This is a genomic window from Pseudomonas sp. TMW22080 (assembly GCF_022496745.1).
GTDB classification, from domain to species: Bacteria; Pseudomonadota; Gammaproteobacteria; order Pseudomonadales; family Pseudomonadaceae; genus Aquipseudomonas; species Aquipseudomonas bubulae.
In genome coordinates, this window is record NZ_SCFF01000001.1 from 830,909 (window position 1) to 848,338 (window position 17,430).

General features: G+C 60.1%; 16 protein-coding genes. 2 read left to right on the forward strand and 14 right to left on the reverse strand.

Features of this window, described 5'->3' with window-relative positions; translation table 11 throughout:
• Nucleotides 1-16 precede the first annotated feature (16 nt).
• From EQV96_RS03585 to leuC, 13 genes are all read right to left on the reverse strand, one after another.
• Entirely contained in the window at nucleotides 17-574 is a 558-nt protein-coding gene (locus EQV96_RS03585; RefSeq protein ID WP_095002443.1) for a CvpA family protein, read from the reverse strand.
• 106 nt (nucleotides 575-680) lie between these two features.
• Nucleotides 681-1,307 carry an SPOR domain-containing protein gene (locus EQV96_RS03590; protein ID WP_095002442.1) on the reverse strand — a complete coding sequence of 209 codons (627 nt, stop codon included), beginning with the start codon at nucleotides 1,305-1,307 and terminating at the stop codon, nucleotides 681-683.
• The gene (gene folC / locus EQV96_RS03595; protein ID WP_240881364.1) at nucleotides 1,291-2,598 is read right to left on the reverse strand and encodes a bifunctional tetrahydrofolate synthase/dihydrofolate synthase; all 1,308 of its coding nucleotides are present in this window, start codon (nucleotides 2,596-2,598) and stop codon (nucleotides 1,291-1,293) included. Before folC ends, EQV96_RS03590 begins: the two co-directional genes overlap by 17 nt.
• On the reverse strand, nucleotides 2,595-3,515 hold the full coding sequence (accD, locus tag EQV96_RS03600) for an acetyl-CoA carboxylase, carboxyltransferase subunit beta (RefSeq protein WP_095002440.1): 921 nt from the start codon (nucleotides 3,513-3,515) through the stop codon (nucleotides 2,595-2,597). The genes folC and accD overlap by 4 nt, the downstream gene beginning before the upstream one ends.
• A gap of 268 nt (nucleotides 3,516-3,783) precedes the next feature.
• Nucleotides 3,784-4,407, reverse strand: coding sequence for a phosphoribosylanthranilate isomerase (locus EQV96_RS03605; RefSeq protein WP_095002439.1), 624 nt, complete (start codon nucleotides 4,405-4,407; stop codon nucleotides 3,784-3,786).
• Nucleotides 4,408-4,463: 56 nt separating this feature from the next.
• Nucleotides 4,464-5,318, reverse strand: a complete 855-nt coding sequence (gene truA / locus EQV96_RS03610) for a tRNA pseudouridine(38-40) synthase TruA (RefSeq protein WP_170943740.1) — start codon at nucleotides 5,316-5,318, stop codon at nucleotides 4,464-4,466.
• Nucleotides 5,319-5,540: 222 nt separating this feature from the next.
• Nucleotides 5,541-7,907 carry a FimV/HubP family polar landmark protein gene (locus EQV96_RS03615; RefSeq protein ID WP_133144406.1) on the reverse strand — a complete coding sequence of 789 codons (2,367 nt, stop codon included), beginning with the start codon at nucleotides 7,905-7,907 and terminating at the stop codon, nucleotides 5,541-5,543.
• A gap of 61 nt (nucleotides 7,908-7,968) precedes the next feature.
• Nucleotides 7,969-8,979: an aspartate-semialdehyde dehydrogenase gene (locus EQV96_RS03620; protein ID WP_095025097.1), complete on the reverse strand. Its 1,011-nt coding sequence runs from the start codon at nucleotides 8,977-8,979 to the stop codon at nucleotides 7,969-7,971.
• 166 nt (nucleotides 8,980-9,145) lie between these two features.
• Nucleotides 9,146-10,258: an aspartate-semialdehyde dehydrogenase gene (asd, locus tag EQV96_RS03625; RefSeq protein ID WP_095002435.1), complete on the reverse strand. Its 1,113-nt coding sequence runs from the start codon at nucleotides 10,256-10,258 to the stop codon at nucleotides 9,146-9,148.
• Between the two features lie 68 nt (nucleotides 10,259-10,326).
• Complete coding sequence (gene leuB, locus EQV96_RS03630; protein WP_095002434.1) at nucleotides 10,327-11,409, reverse strand: 3-isopropylmalate dehydrogenase; 1,083 nt, start codon at nucleotides 11,407-11,409, stop codon at nucleotides 10,327-10,329.
• Between the two features lie 56 nt (nucleotides 11,410-11,465).
• On the reverse strand, nucleotides 11,466-12,233 hold the full coding sequence (locus tag EQV96_RS03635) for a class I SAM-dependent methyltransferase (protein WP_095002433.1): 768 nt from the start codon (nucleotides 12,231-12,233) through the stop codon (nucleotides 11,466-11,468).
• Nucleotides 12,234-12,354: 121 nt separating this feature from the next.
• The gene (gene leuD, locus EQV96_RS03640; RefSeq protein ID WP_095002432.1) at nucleotides 12,355-12,999 is read right to left on the reverse strand and encodes a 3-isopropylmalate dehydratase small subunit; all 645 of its coding nucleotides are present in this window, start codon (nucleotides 12,997-12,999) and stop codon (nucleotides 12,355-12,357) included.
• Complete coding sequence (gene leuC / locus EQV96_RS03645) at nucleotides 12,996-14,429, reverse strand: 3-isopropylmalate dehydratase large subunit (RefSeq protein ID WP_095021360.1); 1,434 nt, start codon at nucleotides 14,427-14,429, stop codon at nucleotides 12,996-12,998. Before leuC ends, leuD begins: the two co-directional genes overlap by 4 nt.
• Before the next feature lie 133 nt (nucleotides 14,430-14,562).
• Here leuC and EQV96_RS03650 point away from each other — a divergent pair, with 133 nt between their 5' ends.
• Together EQV96_RS03650 and EQV96_RS03655 are read left to right on the forward strand one after the other, a co-directional pair.
• Nucleotides 14,563-15,477: a LysR family transcriptional regulator gene (locus tag EQV96_RS03650; protein ID WP_095002430.1), complete on the forward strand. Its 915-nt coding sequence runs from the start codon at nucleotides 14,563-14,565 to the stop codon at nucleotides 15,475-15,477.
• Between the two features lie 44 nt (nucleotides 15,478-15,521).
• On the forward strand, nucleotides 15,522-16,703 hold the full coding sequence (locus EQV96_RS03655) for an acetyl-CoA C-acyltransferase family protein (protein ID WP_095025096.1): 1,182 nt from the start codon (nucleotides 15,522-15,524) through the stop codon (nucleotides 16,701-16,703).
• A gap of 74 nt (nucleotides 16,704-16,777) precedes the next feature.
• Here the strand turns inward: EQV96_RS03655 and ycaC are convergent, their stop codons facing one another.
• Nucleotides 16,778-17,404, reverse strand: a complete 627-nt coding sequence (gene ycaC / locus EQV96_RS03660; RefSeq protein WP_095002456.1) for an isochorismate family cysteine hydrolase YcaC — start codon at nucleotides 17,402-17,404, stop codon at nucleotides 16,778-16,780.
• Nucleotides 17,405-17,430: the final 26 nt, after the last annotated feature.

Here is a 17,430-nt window from a genome sequence, read left to right on the forward strand (position 1 = left end):
CTGAACTGAACACCACTCACTTGGGCTGGGTAGCCGGCAAGAGATGCTCCTTGAACGGAATGTCAGCGGGTACGCTGATTCCGCTGGCCAGCCACTGACTGCTCCACCCCAGAATGAGGTTTTTGGACCAGTCGGCAACCAATAGAAATTGTGGCACGAGCCGTGACTCCTGCCACCATGAGTCCTGCTGTACCGGCCCCAGGCTCAACAGCCCGACCGCAGTGACCACCAGCAATGCGCCACGCGCAGCGCCGAAAGCCATGCCGAGAAAACGATCGGTCCCGGACAGGCCGGTGACGCGAATCAGTTCGCCGATAAGAAAATTGATCATTGCGCCTACCAGCAAGGTGGCCACAAACATGATGGTGCACCCTGCGATAACGCGGGCGGAAGGTGTTTCGATGTATCCGGAGAGGTATTGCGACAACGAACCGCCGAACATCCAGGCAACGACCCCGGCAATGATCCAGGTGCACAGCGACAATGCTTCTTTTACGAAGCCGCGCTTCAAGCTGATCAAAGCGGAGATGGCGATGATTGCAACGATCGCCCAGTCAACCCAGGTAAATGGCACAGTTCAGCCTACGGATAGATGAGGCGGCGCATTTTAGCAGAGCGCCGCCGCTCAGGTAAGGCGATTTATCCGTGCTTGTGCAATCAGATTGAACCTTTTTACGCTGTCAGCCACGTTCAGGCTGGAAGCGCACCACAAAACCCTTGAGGTTTTGCTGCTTGCCAAGCAAATCGCGCAGGCGATCGGCCTCTGCACGCTCCAGCAATGGGCCGACAAAAACCCGGTTCATCCCGCCGGAAGATCGCACATAAGCGTTATAGCCTTGATTGCGAAGGGTTTTTTGCAGGTTATCAGCACTGGCCCGATTGGACAGGCTCACCAGTTGCACCGACCAGCTGATTGGCAAGCCATTGGGGTCGACACGCTTTTGCGTGGTGTCCAGCTTGGCCGGTGCCTGGGCAACGGTTTGCGCCGGCGTGACAGCCGGAGGCTTGGGCGCAGCCACTGCAGGCTTTGCCACGACCGGTGCGACCGGGGCTGGTGCCTGCTGCTCGACAACCGGCTGCTCAACCGGAGCCGGTTCCTCAGGGATCACCTGAGGCTCAGGCACGGCAACCGGCTCGACCTTGACCTGCGGCATTACCGGCATTTCAGGGGCGCTCGGTGCATCCACCTCAATCTGACGCAGTTCGTCCTGCCGGGAGAACAGCATCGGCAGAAAAATAACCGCCAGCGCCACCAGCACCAGGGCACCCACCATCCGTTGTTTGTACGCCTTATCCAGCAAAGCCATTTGCAGCCTCCTGCGTGGCACGCCGCTCCAACCACTCGAGCGCTTCGGCAACACAATAAAATGATCCGAACAACAGGATTTCGTCGTCAGTCGTGGCCCGTTCGCACTGCGCCTCAAGCGCTTGCTCCACGCTGGCATAAGCCGAAACAGCCGCCCCAAAACCCTGCAGCGCGGCCTCGACTTCAGCGCCCGGGCGCGTGCGCGGGGTATCCAGCGGCGCAACAGCCCAATGCGCGACCGAACCCGTCAGTTGTGACACTACGCCATCCAGGTCCTTGTCGGCCAGCAAACCGAACACCGCCAGGCGCTTGCCTGCCACCGGCCGCTGCGCCAGACGCCGCGCCAGATACTCGGCGGCATGGGGGTTGTGCCCTACATCCAGCAGTATATGCAAGGGCTTGCCCTTCCAGCTGAACTGGCGACGATCCAGGCGCCCCGTGATGCGAGTACCTGCCAGCGCCGCGACAATGCGCTCCGGCTGCCAGGGCAGACCGGTCAACCCGTAGGCCTGCACGGCCAGCGCCGCGTTTTCCATCGGCAGATCCAGCAGCGGAATATCGCGCAGCTCGATCAATTGCCCCTGGGCATCCTGACCACGCCAATGCCAGACCTGGTCAGCACTGGCCAGATCAAAGTCACGACCACGCAGAAACAGCGGGCAACCCAGCTCCTCGGCCTTGTCGAGCAATGTATGCGGCGGGTTCAGGTCGCCACACAGGGCCGGCTTGCCGGCACGGAAAATCCCGGCCTTTTCAAAGCCCACGGATTCGCGGGTGTTGCCCAGATACTCAATATGATCGACACCGATACTGGTCACCAGCGCCAGGTCGGCATCCACCAGATTGACCGCATCCAGGCGCCCGCCCAGGCCGACTTCCAGCACCACGGCATCCAGCTGGGCACGCTCGAACAACCAGAAGGCTGCCAGCGTACCCATTTCAAAATATGTAAGGGATGTCTCGCCGCGCCCTGCATCCAGGGCCGCAAAGGCCTCGCAAAGCAGCTCGTCCGAGACTTCAACACCCTCAATTTGTACGCGCTCGTTATAGCGCAGCAGGTGGGGCGAACTGTAAACCCCCACCTTGAGCCCTTGCGCCTGCAGCAACGAAGCCACAAACGCACAGGTCGAGCCCTTGCCATTGGTACCCGTGACCGTCACCACCCGAGGCGCAGGCTTTTGCAGCCCCAAGCGGTTCGTTACCTCGCGTGCGCGATCCAGACCCATATCGATGGCCGATGGATGCAACTGCTCAAGATAGGCGAGCCACTCGCCAAGGGTGCGCTGGGTCATAGGTTCGCAGGTGCCGGCGGAACAACGATGGTTTCAACAGGCGCGGCCACGAACACCGGTGTCGGCAAGCCCATCATTTGCGCCAGCAGGTTGCCCAGGCGCGGACGCAGCTCCTGACGTGCAACGATCAGGTCGATGGCGCCGTGCTCCAGCAGGAACTCGCTGCGCTGGAAACCTTCCGGCAGTTTTTCGCGAACGGTCTGCTCGATAACACGCGGGCCGGCAAAACCGATCAGCGCCTTTGGCTCAGCCACGATCACGTCACCCAGCATCGCCAGGCTGGCCGAAACACCGCCGTATACCGGGTCGGTCAGTACCGAGATAAACGGGATGCCTTCTTCACGCAGACGCGCCAGTACCGCCGAGGTCTTGGCCATTTGCATCAGGGAGATCAGGGCTTCCTGCATCCGCGCACCGCCCGAGGCTGCGAAGCAGATCATCGGGCAGCGGTGTTCAAGGGCGTAATTGGCCGCACGCACGAAGCGCTCGCCAACAATGGCACCCATAGAGCCACCCATGAAGGAGAACTCGAAGGCCGATACCACCACCGGCATGCCCAGCAAGGTACCGCTCATGGAGATCAGGGCGTCTTTTTCGCCGGTCTGCTTTTGCGCGCCGACCAGACGGTCCTTGTACTTCTTGCTGTCACGGAACTTGAGACGGTCAACCGGCTCCAGGTCTGCACCCAGTTCGGCACGGCCGTCGGCGTCCAGGAAGATATCAATGCGGGCGCGGGCGCCGATACGCATGTGGTGATTGCATTTCGGGCAAACGTCCAGGGTCTTTTCCAGCTCCGGACGATAAAGCACAGCGTCGCAGGACGGGCATTTGTGCCACAGGCCTTCAGGTACCGAGCTCTTTTTGACCTCGGAACGCATGATCGAAGGAATCAGCTTGTCTACCAACCAGTTGCTCATGCTTTCTTTCTCCAGTACCGGTGGCCAGAACAGTTCAGTTCAGGCCCCGTGTATGCCCTTGAGCTAAATTAATCAGGTGTGTGGCGATAATTGCCGGAACCGCGGTCCGCACTCGGCAAACCAGCAAAACCCTGCAACCCTCAGCCTTACCGACAGCACGCACCAGAGCGGCCGCCACTTAAATTTCTGCCCGTCTTCTCACCGGGCCCGCCTGCTTCGCAGAGCGGTATTGATGGACGGCGGCAGAGTGCCAGCCGTCACATCCGCATCAGTTTGCCGTGCGCACTGCCCGCATAAAGGCACGAATCCTGTCGTGATCCTTGATGCCCTTGCTCTTTTCAACGCCGCCACTGACATCCACGGCGTAGGGCTGCACCCGGGCGATGGCGTCTGCAACGTTGCCGGGCGTCAGGCCGCCGGCCAGGATAATCGGCTTGTGCAAACCCTGAGGTATCAAAGACCAGTCAAATGCCTGACCAGTTCCACCCGGTACACCTTCAACATAGGCATCGAGCAAAATACCGCTGGCCCCTGCATAGGCCTTGCAGGCACCGGCGATGTCATCACCGGCCTTGACCCGCAACGCCTTGATATAAGGACGGTGATAGCCTTCGCACTGCTCCGGGGTTTCATCGCCATGAAACTGCAGCAGATCCAGCGGCACGGCATCCAGGGTTTCGTTCAGCTCACAGGCGCTGGCATTGACGAACAACCCCACCGAAGTCACGAAAGGCGGCAAGGCGGCAATAATGGCCCGCGCCTGCGCGGCCGTGACTGACCGCGGGCTCTTGGCGTAGAACACGAAGCCTATGGCGTCAGCCCCGGCCTCGACCGCAGCCAGTGCATCTTCTATGCGGGTAATACCGCAGATCTTGCTGCGAACAACGGACATCTCGATAACACCCCGAACGCGAAAGCCCCGGATGGTAACAAATGCTTATCCGGGCGTCAGCCGTCCAGGCCGCTAAAACCGGTCAAGAAATGTGGACCAATGTAACGTTCCGGCAACTGGAACTCGTCGCGGTATTCAACTTGCACCAGATACAGGCCGTAGGGATGGGCCGTCACACCGCCCGAGCGCCGCTCGCGGCTCTCCAGCACTTCCTTGATCCACTCCACCGGCCGCTCGCCCGTGCCGATAGTCATCAGCACCCCGGCGATATTGCGCACCATATGGTGCAGAAAGGCACTGGCACGAATATCCAGCACAATCATGTTGCCGTGACGGGTCACGCGCAGATGGTGCATTTCCTTGATCGGGGATTTGGCCTGGCACTGTCCGGCGCGAAAGGCACTGAAATCATGCACGCCCAACAGGTGTCGAGCTGCCTCGGCCATACGCTCGACATCCAGCGGGCGGTGGTTCCAGGTGATTTCCTGATTCAGATGGGCTGGCCGGATCTGATCGTTGTAGATCACATAGCGATAGCGCCGGGCGATGGCCTTGAAGCGGGCATGGAAGTGCGCGGGCATGACCTGGGCCCAGGTGACGCTGATGTCATGGGGCAAATTGATATTGGCGCCCATGACCCAGGCTTTCAGTGAGCGCTCGGCCCGGGTGTCAAAATGCACCACCTGCCCGCAGGCATGCACACCGGCATCCGTACGCCCGGCGCACATCAGGGAGACCGGTGAGGCGGCCACTTTGGACAGGGCGTTTTCCAGGGTTTCCTGGACGGTCAGCACACCATTGGCCTGGCGCTGCCAGCCGCTGTAGCGCGAACCTTTGTATTCCACCCCAAGGGCGATTCGGTAAAAACCTTCCGCGGCCATTTCAGCGGCCGGGTTATCTATATTTGCCAAGGACTTGCAGCCTGCTCATAAACGCAAAGGCGGCCATTATAGGGCGCACCCGGCAAGACGCCATGAAACATTTCACCGGAACGTCAGACAAACCAGGCTTCGTAGCAGCTGCCAAAGGACATTTCAACTGTGGGAGCGAGCCAGCTCGCGAAGGTCGTTCGCGAGCTGGCTCGCTCCCACAGGGAGGGTTGACCGGCAACAGAATATCTAAAGGAGTTTCACTCAGGTCAGGCGTGCCATCATTTCCAGGGCTTCGGCCTGCTGCTGTGGATTACCCTCCTCCATGACCTCGGTCAGAATATCCCGCGCACCTTCGTCGTCACCCATATCGATATAGGCCTGGGCCAGATCGAGTTTGGTGGCCGTTTCATCGGCGCCCGAGAGGAAGTCGAATTCCGGTTCATCATCGGCAAAGGGCTGTTCCAGCGATGATTGCTCAAGGCTTTGCGACAGGCGATGCAACTCGGCATTGACCTTGTCCAGCTCAAGGGCAAAGCTGTCCGCCGCCACAGCGGGTGGAGCGCTTTCTTCAGCCAGGGACAGGTCAAAGTCCGCCGGCAGGTCCAGATCAAAGTCCGACGCCCCTTCGTGAGCTGCCTGAACCTGAGCCTGCTGTTCAAGCACCGCTTCGAAACTGTCTGCCGCCGGCTTGTCGAGCCCTGCAGGTTCTGGCGTCACCACCGCAGGGGAAGCCGCTTCCAGTTCATCAAGGCTCAGATCAAAATCGTGATCGAACGCTGCAGGTGCAGGTGCAGCAGGCTCCGGCTGAGGTTCGACCTCGCGATCGTCGCGCATCATGTCCTGGACAAATTGCGCTTGCAGCTGGGTGGCCACCGCTGCGGTAGCAATGCCGGCCGCTGCCGCCACCGCCATGCCAGGATAACGATTTTTGAGCTGCTCGACCTGAGCGTGATTCTTGCCATTGGCTACCAGTTGGCGCTCTTGAGCGATAAAAGCGTCACGATCACCCAGTTCGGCGTAAACCCGCATCAACTCAAGACGCAAATCACTGCGCTGGGGCTCCCGATCGATCGCAGCCTTGAGCAATACAACGGCCTCGCTCAACTGACGCTGCTCAATCAACCGCTCGGCCTGATCCAGCACATCAGCCGCAGGCTTGGCCAGGGTAACCGGCGCGACCACCGGAGCTACTGCCTCCACGACCGGTGCAGGTGCAGGTGCAGGTGCAGGTGCAGGTGCAGGATCGATACTGCGCGACGGCGTTTCAAGCCCCTCAAAACTGCTTTGCGGCAGATCCAGATCGGCTGCAAACCCGGACTCATTTTCAAGATCCCGAGCCATTCGCGCATGTTTTTGTGCTTCTTGCAGCGCCTTGCGCCGACGCACGAGCAACAACAGCAAGAGCAGCAACAAGACCGCCCCGCCGCCGACAAGCCCCAGTAATAGCGGGCTGTTCAGCAGGTCCTGAATGTTTCGCTCATGGCCTTGCGTCGCCCCGGTGTCTTCAGGACTTGGTGCCACTGCAGTGGCCGGTGCACCTTCGATTGCCGGCGCAATATCGGCTTCAGGCGCATCCGCGGCCTGCACGCCGGCCAACGCAACTGCCGGGTCGACAGGCGCACCTTTGCCGGCCTCCAGCCTGGCCAGTTGATCGTTCTTCAATTCAATCAAACGCTGCAGCTTGTCCAACTGGCTTTGCAGGTCTTTCATCCGGTCTTGCAGCTCGGCATTTTCACGACGGCTGCTGTCCAGACCTTCCTGAGTCATCGCCAGCTGGTCAGCCAGTTTTTTCGCATCCCCGGCAGCACCCTTGCCTGCCTGAGCGGAAACCAGACTCAAGGCATCCTGATGCACAGCCTTGGCGGCAGGCGCCGGTACAGGCTTGCGACCGGTTGCATCGAGTTGCTGGGCCAACGGTACGGTGCGACGGCCACTGCGCCAGTCGGCATTTTGCGACGCCACTTCGTTGATGGCCCTGGCCTGGGGCAATTGCACACTTTGCGAGGCATCTGGCAGGCGCAGCACCTGACCGGTTTTAAGCCGGTTGATATTGCCGTTGATAAACGCATCAGGGTTCAGGGCCTGAATTGCCAGCATGGTCTGCTGCACCGAGCCGCCGTTGCGCGCCTTGGCGGCGATCTCCCACAGTGTGTCACGGGACGTGGTGGTGTACTGCACGGGCGCGGCAGGCGCAGACGTTGATGCCGCCGACGCGGCCTGCGGCGAGAATCGGGCGGGATCGAGCAACACGCTGTAGTCGCGCATCAAGCGGCCGTTGGGCCACATCACCTGCACCAGGAAGTTCACAAAAGGTTCGGACAGCGGCTGGCTGGAGGTGACGCGCAATACGCTCTTGCCATCGGCGTTGATGATCGGGGTAAAGCGCAAATCATCCAGAAACGCCGGGCGCGGAACTCCGGCTTTGCTGAACTCCTGTTCGGGGGCAAGGCTTGGCACCACTTGCGCAGCAGTCAGGTCCTTGACATCGAGCAGCTCGATTTCTGCCAGCAGCGGCTGGTTCTGCGCCGACTTGAGCGTCAGCTCCCCAAGCTCAAGCGCCTGCGCCATACCGGATGACAGCGCCGAAGCGGCAGCGATTGCCAACACCAATTTGCGAACCTGAACCATAGCCTCTTCCTTATTGGTACAGGCCTCGTCCCACGAGACCTGTATAGCAGCCAAGTATCTTTTACAGTTGGTCTTTTATCAACAACTCAGCCAACTGCACGGCGTTCAATGCGCCACCCTTGCGTACGTTATCTGACGTCAGCCACAGATTAAGTTCAGATGTGTCGTCCACACCGTGACGCACTCGACCGACATACACCACATCCTGACCTACGGCATCGCCAACAGCAGTCGGGTAGTCACCGGCTTCCACCAGCTCGATACCCTCACCTGCCTCGAGGGCGGCATTGACTTCAACCAGATCCACCGGCCCGGCCAGTTGCAGGGACACGCTGAAGCTGTCACCAAAAAATACCGGCACTTGCACACTGCTGGCCGATACCTTCAGCGTAGGCATAGCCAGAACTTCGCGCAGCTCATTGACCAAACGTTTTTCCAGCGGCACATGGCCCTGTGCGTCCGGCGTGCCGACCTGGGCCAGGACGTTGAAGGCCATCTGACGATCAAAGAAGCTGGTTTCCAGCGGATGCAGGTTCAGCAGCGCGGTGGTTTGGCGTGCCAGCTCCGAGACCGCTTCACGGCCTTGAGCGGAAACTGCCATGCAGGCCGTCACATTGACTCGCTGAATTTCCAGCACTCTTAGCAAAGGCGCCAGCACCACGGCCAGTGCGGTGGCCGAAGGACTCGGGCTGCTGACTTGCAGTGGCTTTTTCAAGGTTGCCAGCACCTGCGCGTTGGCTTCAGGTACCACCTGCGGCGCCTGTGCAGACGGCAAAGCCCCGGACAGGTCGACCACCATGCTGCCGGCTGCACTGGCCTTGGCAGCAAAACTCAAGGTCACGGCAGGGCCTGCGGCAAAGAATGCCAGCTGTACGCTGCTGAAATCGAACGCGTCGACATCGCGCACCCTGACGTTTTTACCGCGAAAAGGCACCGAATGCCCGTCAGATTCACTGCTGGCCAGCAAGTGCAACTTGCCAACCGGAAAATCACGCTCTTCGAGCATTTGTACGATGGTTTCGCCGACAGTGCCGGTGGCGCCAACGACGGCGATATCAAAGGACTGGTTCATGTATCTACCTCAGGCGAAACGTGGGGAGCGGCACTGTACCGGGCACAACCCCGACAGGCAACGCGCCCGGCCTATTTGATGGATGATGACAACTCGTAGCAGCTGATCATCCAATAAAAAGCCCGCGCCTCTTGCGAGACGCGGGCTTGAACCTGCCAGAGGCGAATTAACGCTCCAGCAAAATCCGCAGCATGCGGCGCAGCGGTTCTGCCGCGCCCCACAGCAACTGGTCGCCCACGGTAAAGGCACCGAGGAACTGCGAACCCATGTTCAGCTTGCGCAGACGGCCAACCGGTACATTCAGGGTGCCGGTAACCTTGGTCGGGCTCAGTTCCTGGATGCTGGCTTCACGCTGGTTTGGCACCAGCTTGACCCAGGGGTTGTGCTGGCTGATCAAACCTTCGATATCGGCGATAGGCACATCTTTGTTCAGCTTGATGGTCAAGGCCTGGCTGTGGCAACGCATCGCACCGATACGTACGCAGATACCGTCCACCGGAACCGGGTTCTTGAAGCGACCCAGGATCTTGTTGGTTTCTGCCTGCGCTTTCCACTCTTCACGGCTTTGACCGTTCGGCAGCTCTTTGTCGATCCACGGGATCAGGCTGCCGGCCAATGGCACACCGAAGTTTTCGGTCGGGTAGGCATCGCTGCGCATGGCCTCGGCCACACGACGGTCGATATCCAGAATCGCGCTGGCCGGGTCGGCCAGTTGATCGGCGACCGCCGCATGAGTGGTGCCCATCTGCTTGATCAGCTCGCGCATGTTCTGCGCACCGGCGCCCGAGGCCGCCTGGTAGGTCATGGCGCTCATCCACTCTACCAGACCGGCTTCGAACAGACCGCCCAGACCCATCAGCATCAGGCTGACAGTGCAGTTGCCGCCGATATAGTTTTTGGTGCCGGCATCCAGCTGCTGGTCGATGACCTTGCGGTTGACCGGGTCCAGAATAATGACCGCATCATCCTGCATGCGCAGGGTCGACGCTGCATCGATCCAGTAACCTTGCCAGCCCGCCTCACGCAGCTTGGGGAACACCTCGCTGGTGTAGTCGCCGCCCTGGCAGGTCAGGATTACATCGAGGGTTTTCAGCTCTTCAATGTTGTAAGCATCCTTGAGCGGGGCAATATCCTTGCCCACGGACGGACCTTGTCCACCGACATTGGAAGTGGTGAAAAACACCGGTTCGATCAGATCGAAATCCTGCTCTTCCAGCATCCGCTGCATGAGCACGGAACCAACCATACCGCGCCAACCGACCAGACCTACACGTTTCATCGCAACTACACCTTTAACAAAAAGTGGGGTCGTTACTTCCACCAACAGGAAGTAACGGGCCCGAGAGATTACAGATTCTGCAGCGCCGCGACTACTGCATTGCCCATTTCCTGTGTTCCGACCCGGGTGCAACCCGTCGACCAGATATCACCGGTACGCAAACCCTGGTCCAGAACCAGGCTTACGGCCTGCTCAATGGCATCGGCAGCAGCGGTCTGGTTGAAGCTGTAACGCAGCATCATCGACACCGACAAAATGGTCGCCAGCGGGTTGGCAATGCCCTGCCCCGCGATGTCCGGCGCCGAACCGTGGCAAGGCTCGTACATGCCCTTGTTGTGGGTGTCCAGGGATGCCGATGGCAGCATGCCGATAGAGCCGGTGAGCATCGAAGCCTGGTCGGACAGGATGTCACCGAACATGTTTTCGGTGACGATCACGTCAAATTGCTTGGGTGCGCGCACCAGTTGCATGGCCGCGTTGTCGACGTACATATGGCTCAGCTCGACGTCCGGGTAGTCCTTGGCCACTTGCTCGACCACTTCACGCCACAGCTGGCTGGACGCCAGCACGTTGGCCTTGTCCACCGAGCAGAGCTTTTTGCCACGCACGCGGGCCATGTCGAAACCGACGCGGGCAATGCGGCGGATTTCGCTTTCGCTGTACGGCAGGGTGTCATAAGCCTGACGCTCACCGTTTTCCAGCTCGCGGGTGCCACGGGGGGCGCCGAAGTAGATACCACCGGTCAATTCGCGAACGATGAGGATATCCAGTCCGGAAACGATTTCCGGCTTGAGGCTCGATGCATCAGCCAGTTGCGGGTACAGGATTGCCGGGCGCAGGTTGCCGAACAGGCCCAGTTGCGCACGGATTTTCAGCAGGCCGCGCTCGGGGCGAATGTCGCGCTCGATCTTGTCCCATTTCGGGCCACCCACGGCGCCCAGCAAGACAGCGTCGGCCGCACGGGCGCGCTCAAGGGTCTCGTCGGCCAACGGTACGCCATGCTTGTCGATGGCTGCGCCGCCGATCAGGTCGTGGGTCAGCTCCAGGCCCAGGTTGAACTTGTCACTGGCCAGCTCCAGCACCTTGACCGCTTCGGCCATGATTTCCGGACCAATACCGTCGCCAGGGAGAATCAGAATCTGCTTGCTCATGGGTTCCTCTTTCTTGTCTGTTGATGCCCCCGCAGGCGCACCCGGAAATATTCAGGTTACTTCTCGGCCCACAGCACCAGCACATCGGTGCTGAACGAACCATCGGCTTCAATTTCAAAATAATCGCGTACTTCGGCGCCCATCGACTGCTGCAACTGGCGGATGGCCGCGCTCATAACCTGTGGCGTACGCATGCGCTCGATCCAGGAGCTGAACTCTAAACGCAAACGCTGACGCTGTGTGCTGCGCACGTGCAAACCGGCTTCGCTGACCTGACGCAGCCATTCGGCGCTCGAATAGTCGCGCACATGGCTGGTGTCGCGCAGCACTTCGACACTTTGCAGGTAGGTGTCGAATAACGGGCTGCCGGGTGAGATCACATCGATAAATGCCGCTACGCCACCCGGCTTGAGCACCCGGCGCACTTCGCGCAGGGCAACGCCCAGATCGCTCCAGTGATGGGCCGAGTAACGGCTGAGCACATAGTCGAACTCGCCATCGGCAAACGGCAAACGCTCTGCCGCGCCGCAAACGGTGCTGATATTGCCCAGCCCGCGATCGCTGGCGGCAGCACTGACCACATCGAGCATTTGTTGCGACAGGTCGTATGCCACCACGTCCTTGACCAGTGCAGCCACATGAAAGCTTACATGGCCCGCGCCACACCCCAGGTCCAGCACCCGCGCTTCAACTTTACCCGCCAGCTCGGCCTTGAGCAGACCGAACTCGGTGCCTTGCGCATGCACGGCGCTGCTCAGATAGGCCGACGCCTGTTCGCCGAACTGCCTTTGTACGACCTGGGTGTGCTGGGCGGTACTGGTCATTAAAACTTCCTTTTAGCGTCAAGACTTGGGTTGTCCACACTGCCGTCATCGCGGGCAAGCCCGCTCCCACATTTGAAATGCATTCCCCTGTGGGTGCCGGGCTTGCCCGCAAAGAGGCCATTCAAGCGTCGCGAAACAACCACGGCTGGCTCGCACGGTGCTTGCTTTCAAACGCGGCAATTGCATCGCCGTCCTGCAAGGTCAGGCCGATATCGTCCAGGCCGTTGAGCAGGCAATGCTTGCGAAACGCATCGATTTCAAAGCCCAGCACCTTGCCATCCGGGCGGGTCACGGTTTGCGCCTCGAGGTCGATCTTGAGCTGGTAACCCGGCTCGGCTTCAACCTGGGCAAACAGCTCATCGACTTCGGCGTCGCTCAGGATGATCGGCAACAAACCGTTCTTGAAGCTGTTATTGAAGAAAATATCGGCGTAGCTCGGCGCGATGATGCTGCGAAAACCGTACTCTTCCAGCGCCCACGGCGCGTGCTCACGGCTGGAGCCGCAACCGAAGTTTTCCCGGGCCAGCAACACACTGGCGCCCTGGTAACGCTCGGCGTTAAGCACAAAATCCTTGTTCAGCGGGCGCTTGGAGTTGTCCTGGTAGGGCTGGCCCACATCCAGGTAACGCCACTCGTCAAACAGGTTAGGGCCAAAGCCGGTACGCTTGATCGACTTCAGGAATTGCTTGGGAATGATCTGGTCGGTATCGACGTTGGCACGATCCAAAGGCGCGACCAGACCGGTGTGCTGAGTAAAAGCCTTCATGCTGCGCTCCCCTGGATCAATTCACGGACATCAATAAAACGACCATTCACGGCGGCGGCAGCGGCCATGGCCGGGCTGACCAGGTGAGTACGGCCACCGGCGCCCTGACGGCCTTCAAAGTTGCGGTTGGAGGTCGAGGCACAATGCTCGCCCGACTCAAGGCGGTCCGGGTTCATCGCCAGGCACATCGAACAACCCGGCTCACGCCATTCAAAACCGGCCTCGATAAAGATCTTGTCCAGACCTTCAGCCTCGGCTTGGGCTTTAACCAGACCCGAGCCCGGCACCACAATCGCCTGTTTGATGGTGGACGCCACCTTGCGCCCCTTGGCAATTACTGCCGCAGCACGCAAGTCTTCGATCCGCGAGTTGGTGCACGAGCCGATAAATACGCGATCGAGCTGGATATCGGTGATCGCCTGGTTGGCGGTCAGGCCCATGTACTTCAATGCACGTTCGATCGAGCCACGCTTGACCAGGTCGGTTTCCTGTGCCGGATCCGGCACGTTCTGATCAACCGCCAGAACCATCTCGGGCGAAGTGCCCCAGCTGACTTGCGGCTTGATCTGCGTAGCGTCCAGTTCAACCACGGTGTCGAACTGCGCATCGCTGTCGGACACCAGGTCTTTCCAGGCTTCGACCGCCAGGTCCCATTCAGCGCCTTTAGGCGAAAACGGACGGCCCTTTACATAATCGACAGTTTTCTGATCGGCGGCCACCAGGCCTACACGGGCACCGGCTTCGATGGACATATTGCAGATGGTCATGCGGCCTTCGACGGACAAGTCACGAATCGCGCTGCCGGCGAATTCGATGGCATGACCATTGCCGCCCGCGGTGCCGATCTTGCCGATCACGGCCAGTACGATGTCCTTGGCGGTTACGCCGAACGGCAATTGCCCTTCGACCGACACCAGCATGTTCTTCATTTTTTTGGCGACAAGGCACTGGGTGGCGAGCACATGCTCGACCTCGGAAGTGCCGATACCGTGGGCCAATGCACCGAAGGCGCCGTGAGTCGAGGTGTGCGAGTCACCGCAGACCACGGTCATGCCCGGCAAGGTCGCGCCCTGCTCCGGGCCGATCACATGGACGATACCCTGACGCACGTCGTTCATCTTGAATTCGGTAATGCCGTATTCGTCACAGTTGTCATCCAGGGTTTGCACCTGCAGACGGGAAACCTGATCGGCAATCGCTTCGATCCCGCCTTTACGCTCCGGCGTGGTCGGTACGTTGTGGTCCGGGGTGGCGATGTTGGCATCGATACGCCAAGGCTTGCGCCCGGCCAGCCGCAGGCCTTCAAAGGCTTGCGGCGAGGTCACTTCGTGAATGATGTGACGGTCGATGTAGATCAGCGCCGAGCCATCGTCACGCTGCTTGACCAAATGCGAATCCCAGAGCTTGTCGTAGAGCGTTTTGCCGGCCATCAGACGGTTTCCTCATCAGCTACTTTTCTGTGCCAATAACCACTTGGCTTGTGAGGTCGATCCTATGGGGTTACAGTGAATAACTCAAATTCATAATTTTTATGCTTTGGATAACCAACAGGAATTCGAATAGATGGATCTCGCGAATCTCAATGCGTTTATTGCAATTGCTGAAACCGGCAGTTTTTCCGGGGCCGCCGAACGGCTGTTCCTGACCCAGCCAGCCATCAGCAAACGCATTGCCAGCATCGAGCAGCAACTCAAGCTCAGGCTGTTCGACCGGCTGGGCCGTGAGGTCAGCCTGACCGAAGCCGGCCGGGCCTTGCTGCCGCGCGCTTACCAGATCCTCAACGTACTGGATGACACGCGCCGGGCACTCAACAACCTCAATGGCGAAGTCAGCGGGCGCCTGACCCTGGCTACCAGCCATCATATCGGTCTGCACCGCCTGCCACCTTTACTGCGCGAGTTCACCCGCACTTACCCCAAGGTCGCGCTGGATATTCAGTTTCTCGATTCCGAAGTGGCCTACGACGAGATTCTGCATGGTCGCGCAGAACTGGCTGTGATCACCCTGGCGCCGGAGCCCCATTCGCTGATTCGCGCGGTACCGGTCTGGGATGACCCGCTGGATTTCGTGGTGGCCCCGGAGCACCGCCTGACCCGGCAAAAAGCCGTAAGCATGGCCGATATTGCACGCCATCCAGCGGTGTTTCCCGGCGGCAATACCTTTACCCATCATATTGTCCATCGCCTGTTTGAAGCCCAGGGCCTGACGCCCAACATCGCCATGAGCACCAATTACCTGGAGACCATCAAGATGATGGTGTCCATCGGCCTGGCCTGGAGCGTGTTGCCGCGCACCATGCTGGATGAACAGGTGGCATCGATTGCCCTGCCCGGCATCCAGCTGACCCGCCAGCTGGGGTATATCCTGCATACCGAACGCACCTTGTCCAATGCGGCCCATGCCTTTATGACCCTGCTCGATGCCCAGGTAGATGCCCTGCCCGCACAAACGGACGACGCCCAAACCGTACACCGGTGAAATAATCCCGCGCATTTGGCCCGATAAAACAATAAGGACCCGCCATGCAAATTCCTGAAATTTTCATCCTCAGCGCCCGGCGCACGGCCATCGGCACCTTTGGCGGCTCGCTCAAGGACGTGCCCCTGGCCGAGCTGGCCAGCACTGCGGTCAAGGCCGCGTTGCACAGCAGCCAGGTCGATCCCGGGCGCATCGGTCATGTGGTGATGGGCAACGTGATTCCCACCGAGCCCCAGGATGCCTATCTGGCGCGGGTTGCGGCGATCAATGCCGGGATCCCCAAGGAAACCCCGGCCTACAACGTCAACCGCCTGTGCGGTTCGGGCTTGCAGGCGATCATTTCTGCCGCCCATACCCTGATGCTCGGCGACGCCGAGTTCGCCATTGGCGCCGGGGCCGAAGCCATGAGCCGCGGCCCCTACCTGATGCCCGCCGCCCGCTGGGGTGCGCGCATGGGCGATACGCCAATGCTCGACTACATGCTGGGTATTTTGCACGACCCGTTCCACGGCATTCATATGGGTGTAACGGCCGAGAATATCGCCCAACGCAACAGCATCAGCCGCCAGGCCCAGGACGCTCTGGCGCTTGAAGACCAGCAACGCGCCGCCCGGGCTATCGAGCAAGGTTACTTCGACAGCCAGATCGCCACCGTCGAGGTACGCAGCCGCAAAGGCAGTGTGATGTTCAGCCAGGACGAGCACCCGCGGGCCACTACCCTGGAGCAGCTGGCGCTGATGAAACCGGCCTTCAAGAAAGACGGCAGCGTGACTGCAGGCAATGCATCGGGGCTCAATGATGGGGCGGCGGCGCTGGTGCTGGCCAGTGGCGCGGCAGTACAGGCGGGCAATCTTGCGCCTATGGCGCGGCTGGTGGCCTACGCCCATGCAGGGGTTGAGCCCGAGCTGATGGGGTTGGGGCCGATACCGGCAACGCGGCTGGCATTGAAGCGGGCTGGCTTGAAGATCGGTGACATGGACGTGATCGAAGCCAACATTGCCTTCGCCGCCCAGGCGTGTGCCGTGATGCAGGAACTGGATATGGACCCGGCCAGGGTCAACCCCAACGGTTCGGGCATCGCCCTGGGCCACCCGGTGGGGGCCACGGGCGCGATCATCGCGACCAAGGCCATCCATGAGCTGCATCGGACACAGGGTCGTTATGCCCTGGCGACCATGTGCATTGGCGGCGGCCAGGGCATAGCGGTGATTTTCGAGCGGGTGTGAAACACGACCAAAACTCGTAGCAACTGCCGCCGAACGCAGCCTGGTTCCTTCGGCAGCCGCTACGGGCCCAACGGTTATTTACCGGCTGTCAACGTGGAGTAGCTGGTGATCAGGTTGCGATAGTCCGGGATATGGTTGGAGAACAGCGCGCCCAGGCCTTCAATGTCATTGCGCCAGTCGCGATGCAGCTCACAGGCCAGACCAAACCAGGTCATCAGTTGCGCACCCGAGGATGACATGCGATCCCAGGCCGAATGGCGGGTGATTTCGTTGAACGTACCCGACGCATCCGTCACCACAAACACCTCATAGCCTTCAGCCAGTGCCGACAGTGCCGGGAATGCCACGCAGACCTCAGTGACCACCCCTGCGATGATCAGTTGCTTTTTACCTGTTGCCTTGACCGCCTTGACAAAATCCTCGTTGTCCCAGGCATTGATCTGCCCCGGGCGGGCGATATAGGGCGCTTGCGGGAACAGCGCCTTCAACTCGGGCACCAGCGGGCCGTTGGGTCCGGTTTCGAAGCTGGTGGTCAAAATGGTCGGCAACTTGAAGTACTTGGCCAGATCAGCCAGCGCCAGCACGTTGTTCTTGAATTTGTCCGGTTCGATATCCCGCACCAGCGACAGCAAACCCGCCTGATGGTCCACCAACAAAACGGCGGCATTGTCCTTGTCCAAACGCTTGTAAGAAGTTGTCACAGGGTTTACCTCTCTGGGATAAGACA

Coding starts and splice junctions, on each gene's coding strand:
- EQV96_RS03590 (WP_095002442.1), bottom strand. CDS start 1,307: ATGGCTTTGCTGGATAAGGCGTACAAACAACGGATGGTGGGTGCCCTG.
- folC (WP_240881364.1), bottom strand. CDS start 2,598: ATGACCCAGCGCACCCTTGGCGAGTGGCTCGCCTATCTTGAGCAGTTG.
- accD (WP_095002440.1), bottom strand. CDS start 3,515: ATGAGCAACTGGTTGGTAGACAAGCTGATTCCTTCGATCATGCGTTCC.
- EQV96_RS03605 (WP_095002439.1), bottom strand. CDS start 4,407: ATGTCCGTTGTTCGCAGCAAGATCTGCGGTATTACCCGCATAGAAGAT.
- EQV96_RS03615 (WP_133144406.1), bottom strand. CDS start 7,907: ATGGTTCAGGTTCGCAAATTGGTGTTGGCAATCGCTGCCGCTTCGGCG.
- EQV96_RS03620 (WP_095025097.1), bottom strand. CDS start 8,979: ATGAACCAGTCCTTTGATATCGCCGTCGTTGGCGCCACCGGCACTGTC.
- asd (WP_095002435.1), bottom strand. CDS start 10,258: ATGAAACGTGTAGGTCTGGTCGGTTGGCGCGGTATGGTTGGTTCCGTG.
- leuB (WP_095002434.1), bottom strand. CDS start 11,409: ATGAGCAAGCAGATTCTGATTCTCCCTGGCGACGGTATTGGTCCGGAA.
- EQV96_RS03635 (WP_095002433.1), bottom strand. CDS start 12,233: ATGACCAGTACCGCCCAGCACACCCAGGTCGTACAAAGGCAGTTCGGC.
- leuD (WP_095002432.1), bottom strand. CDS start 12,999: ATGAAGGCTTTTACTCAGCACACCGGTCTGGTCGCGCCTTTGGATCGT.
- leuC (WP_095021360.1), bottom strand. CDS start 14,429: ATGGCCGGCAAAACGCTCTACGACAAGCTCTGGGATTCGCATTTGGTC.
- EQV96_RS03650 (WP_095002430.1), top strand. CDS start 14,563: ATGGATCTCGCGAATCTCAATGCGTTTATTGCAATTGCTGAAACCGGC.
- EQV96_RS03655 (WP_095025096.1), top strand. CDS start 15,522: ATGCAAATTCCTGAAATTTTCATCCTCAGCGCCCGGCGCACGGCCATC.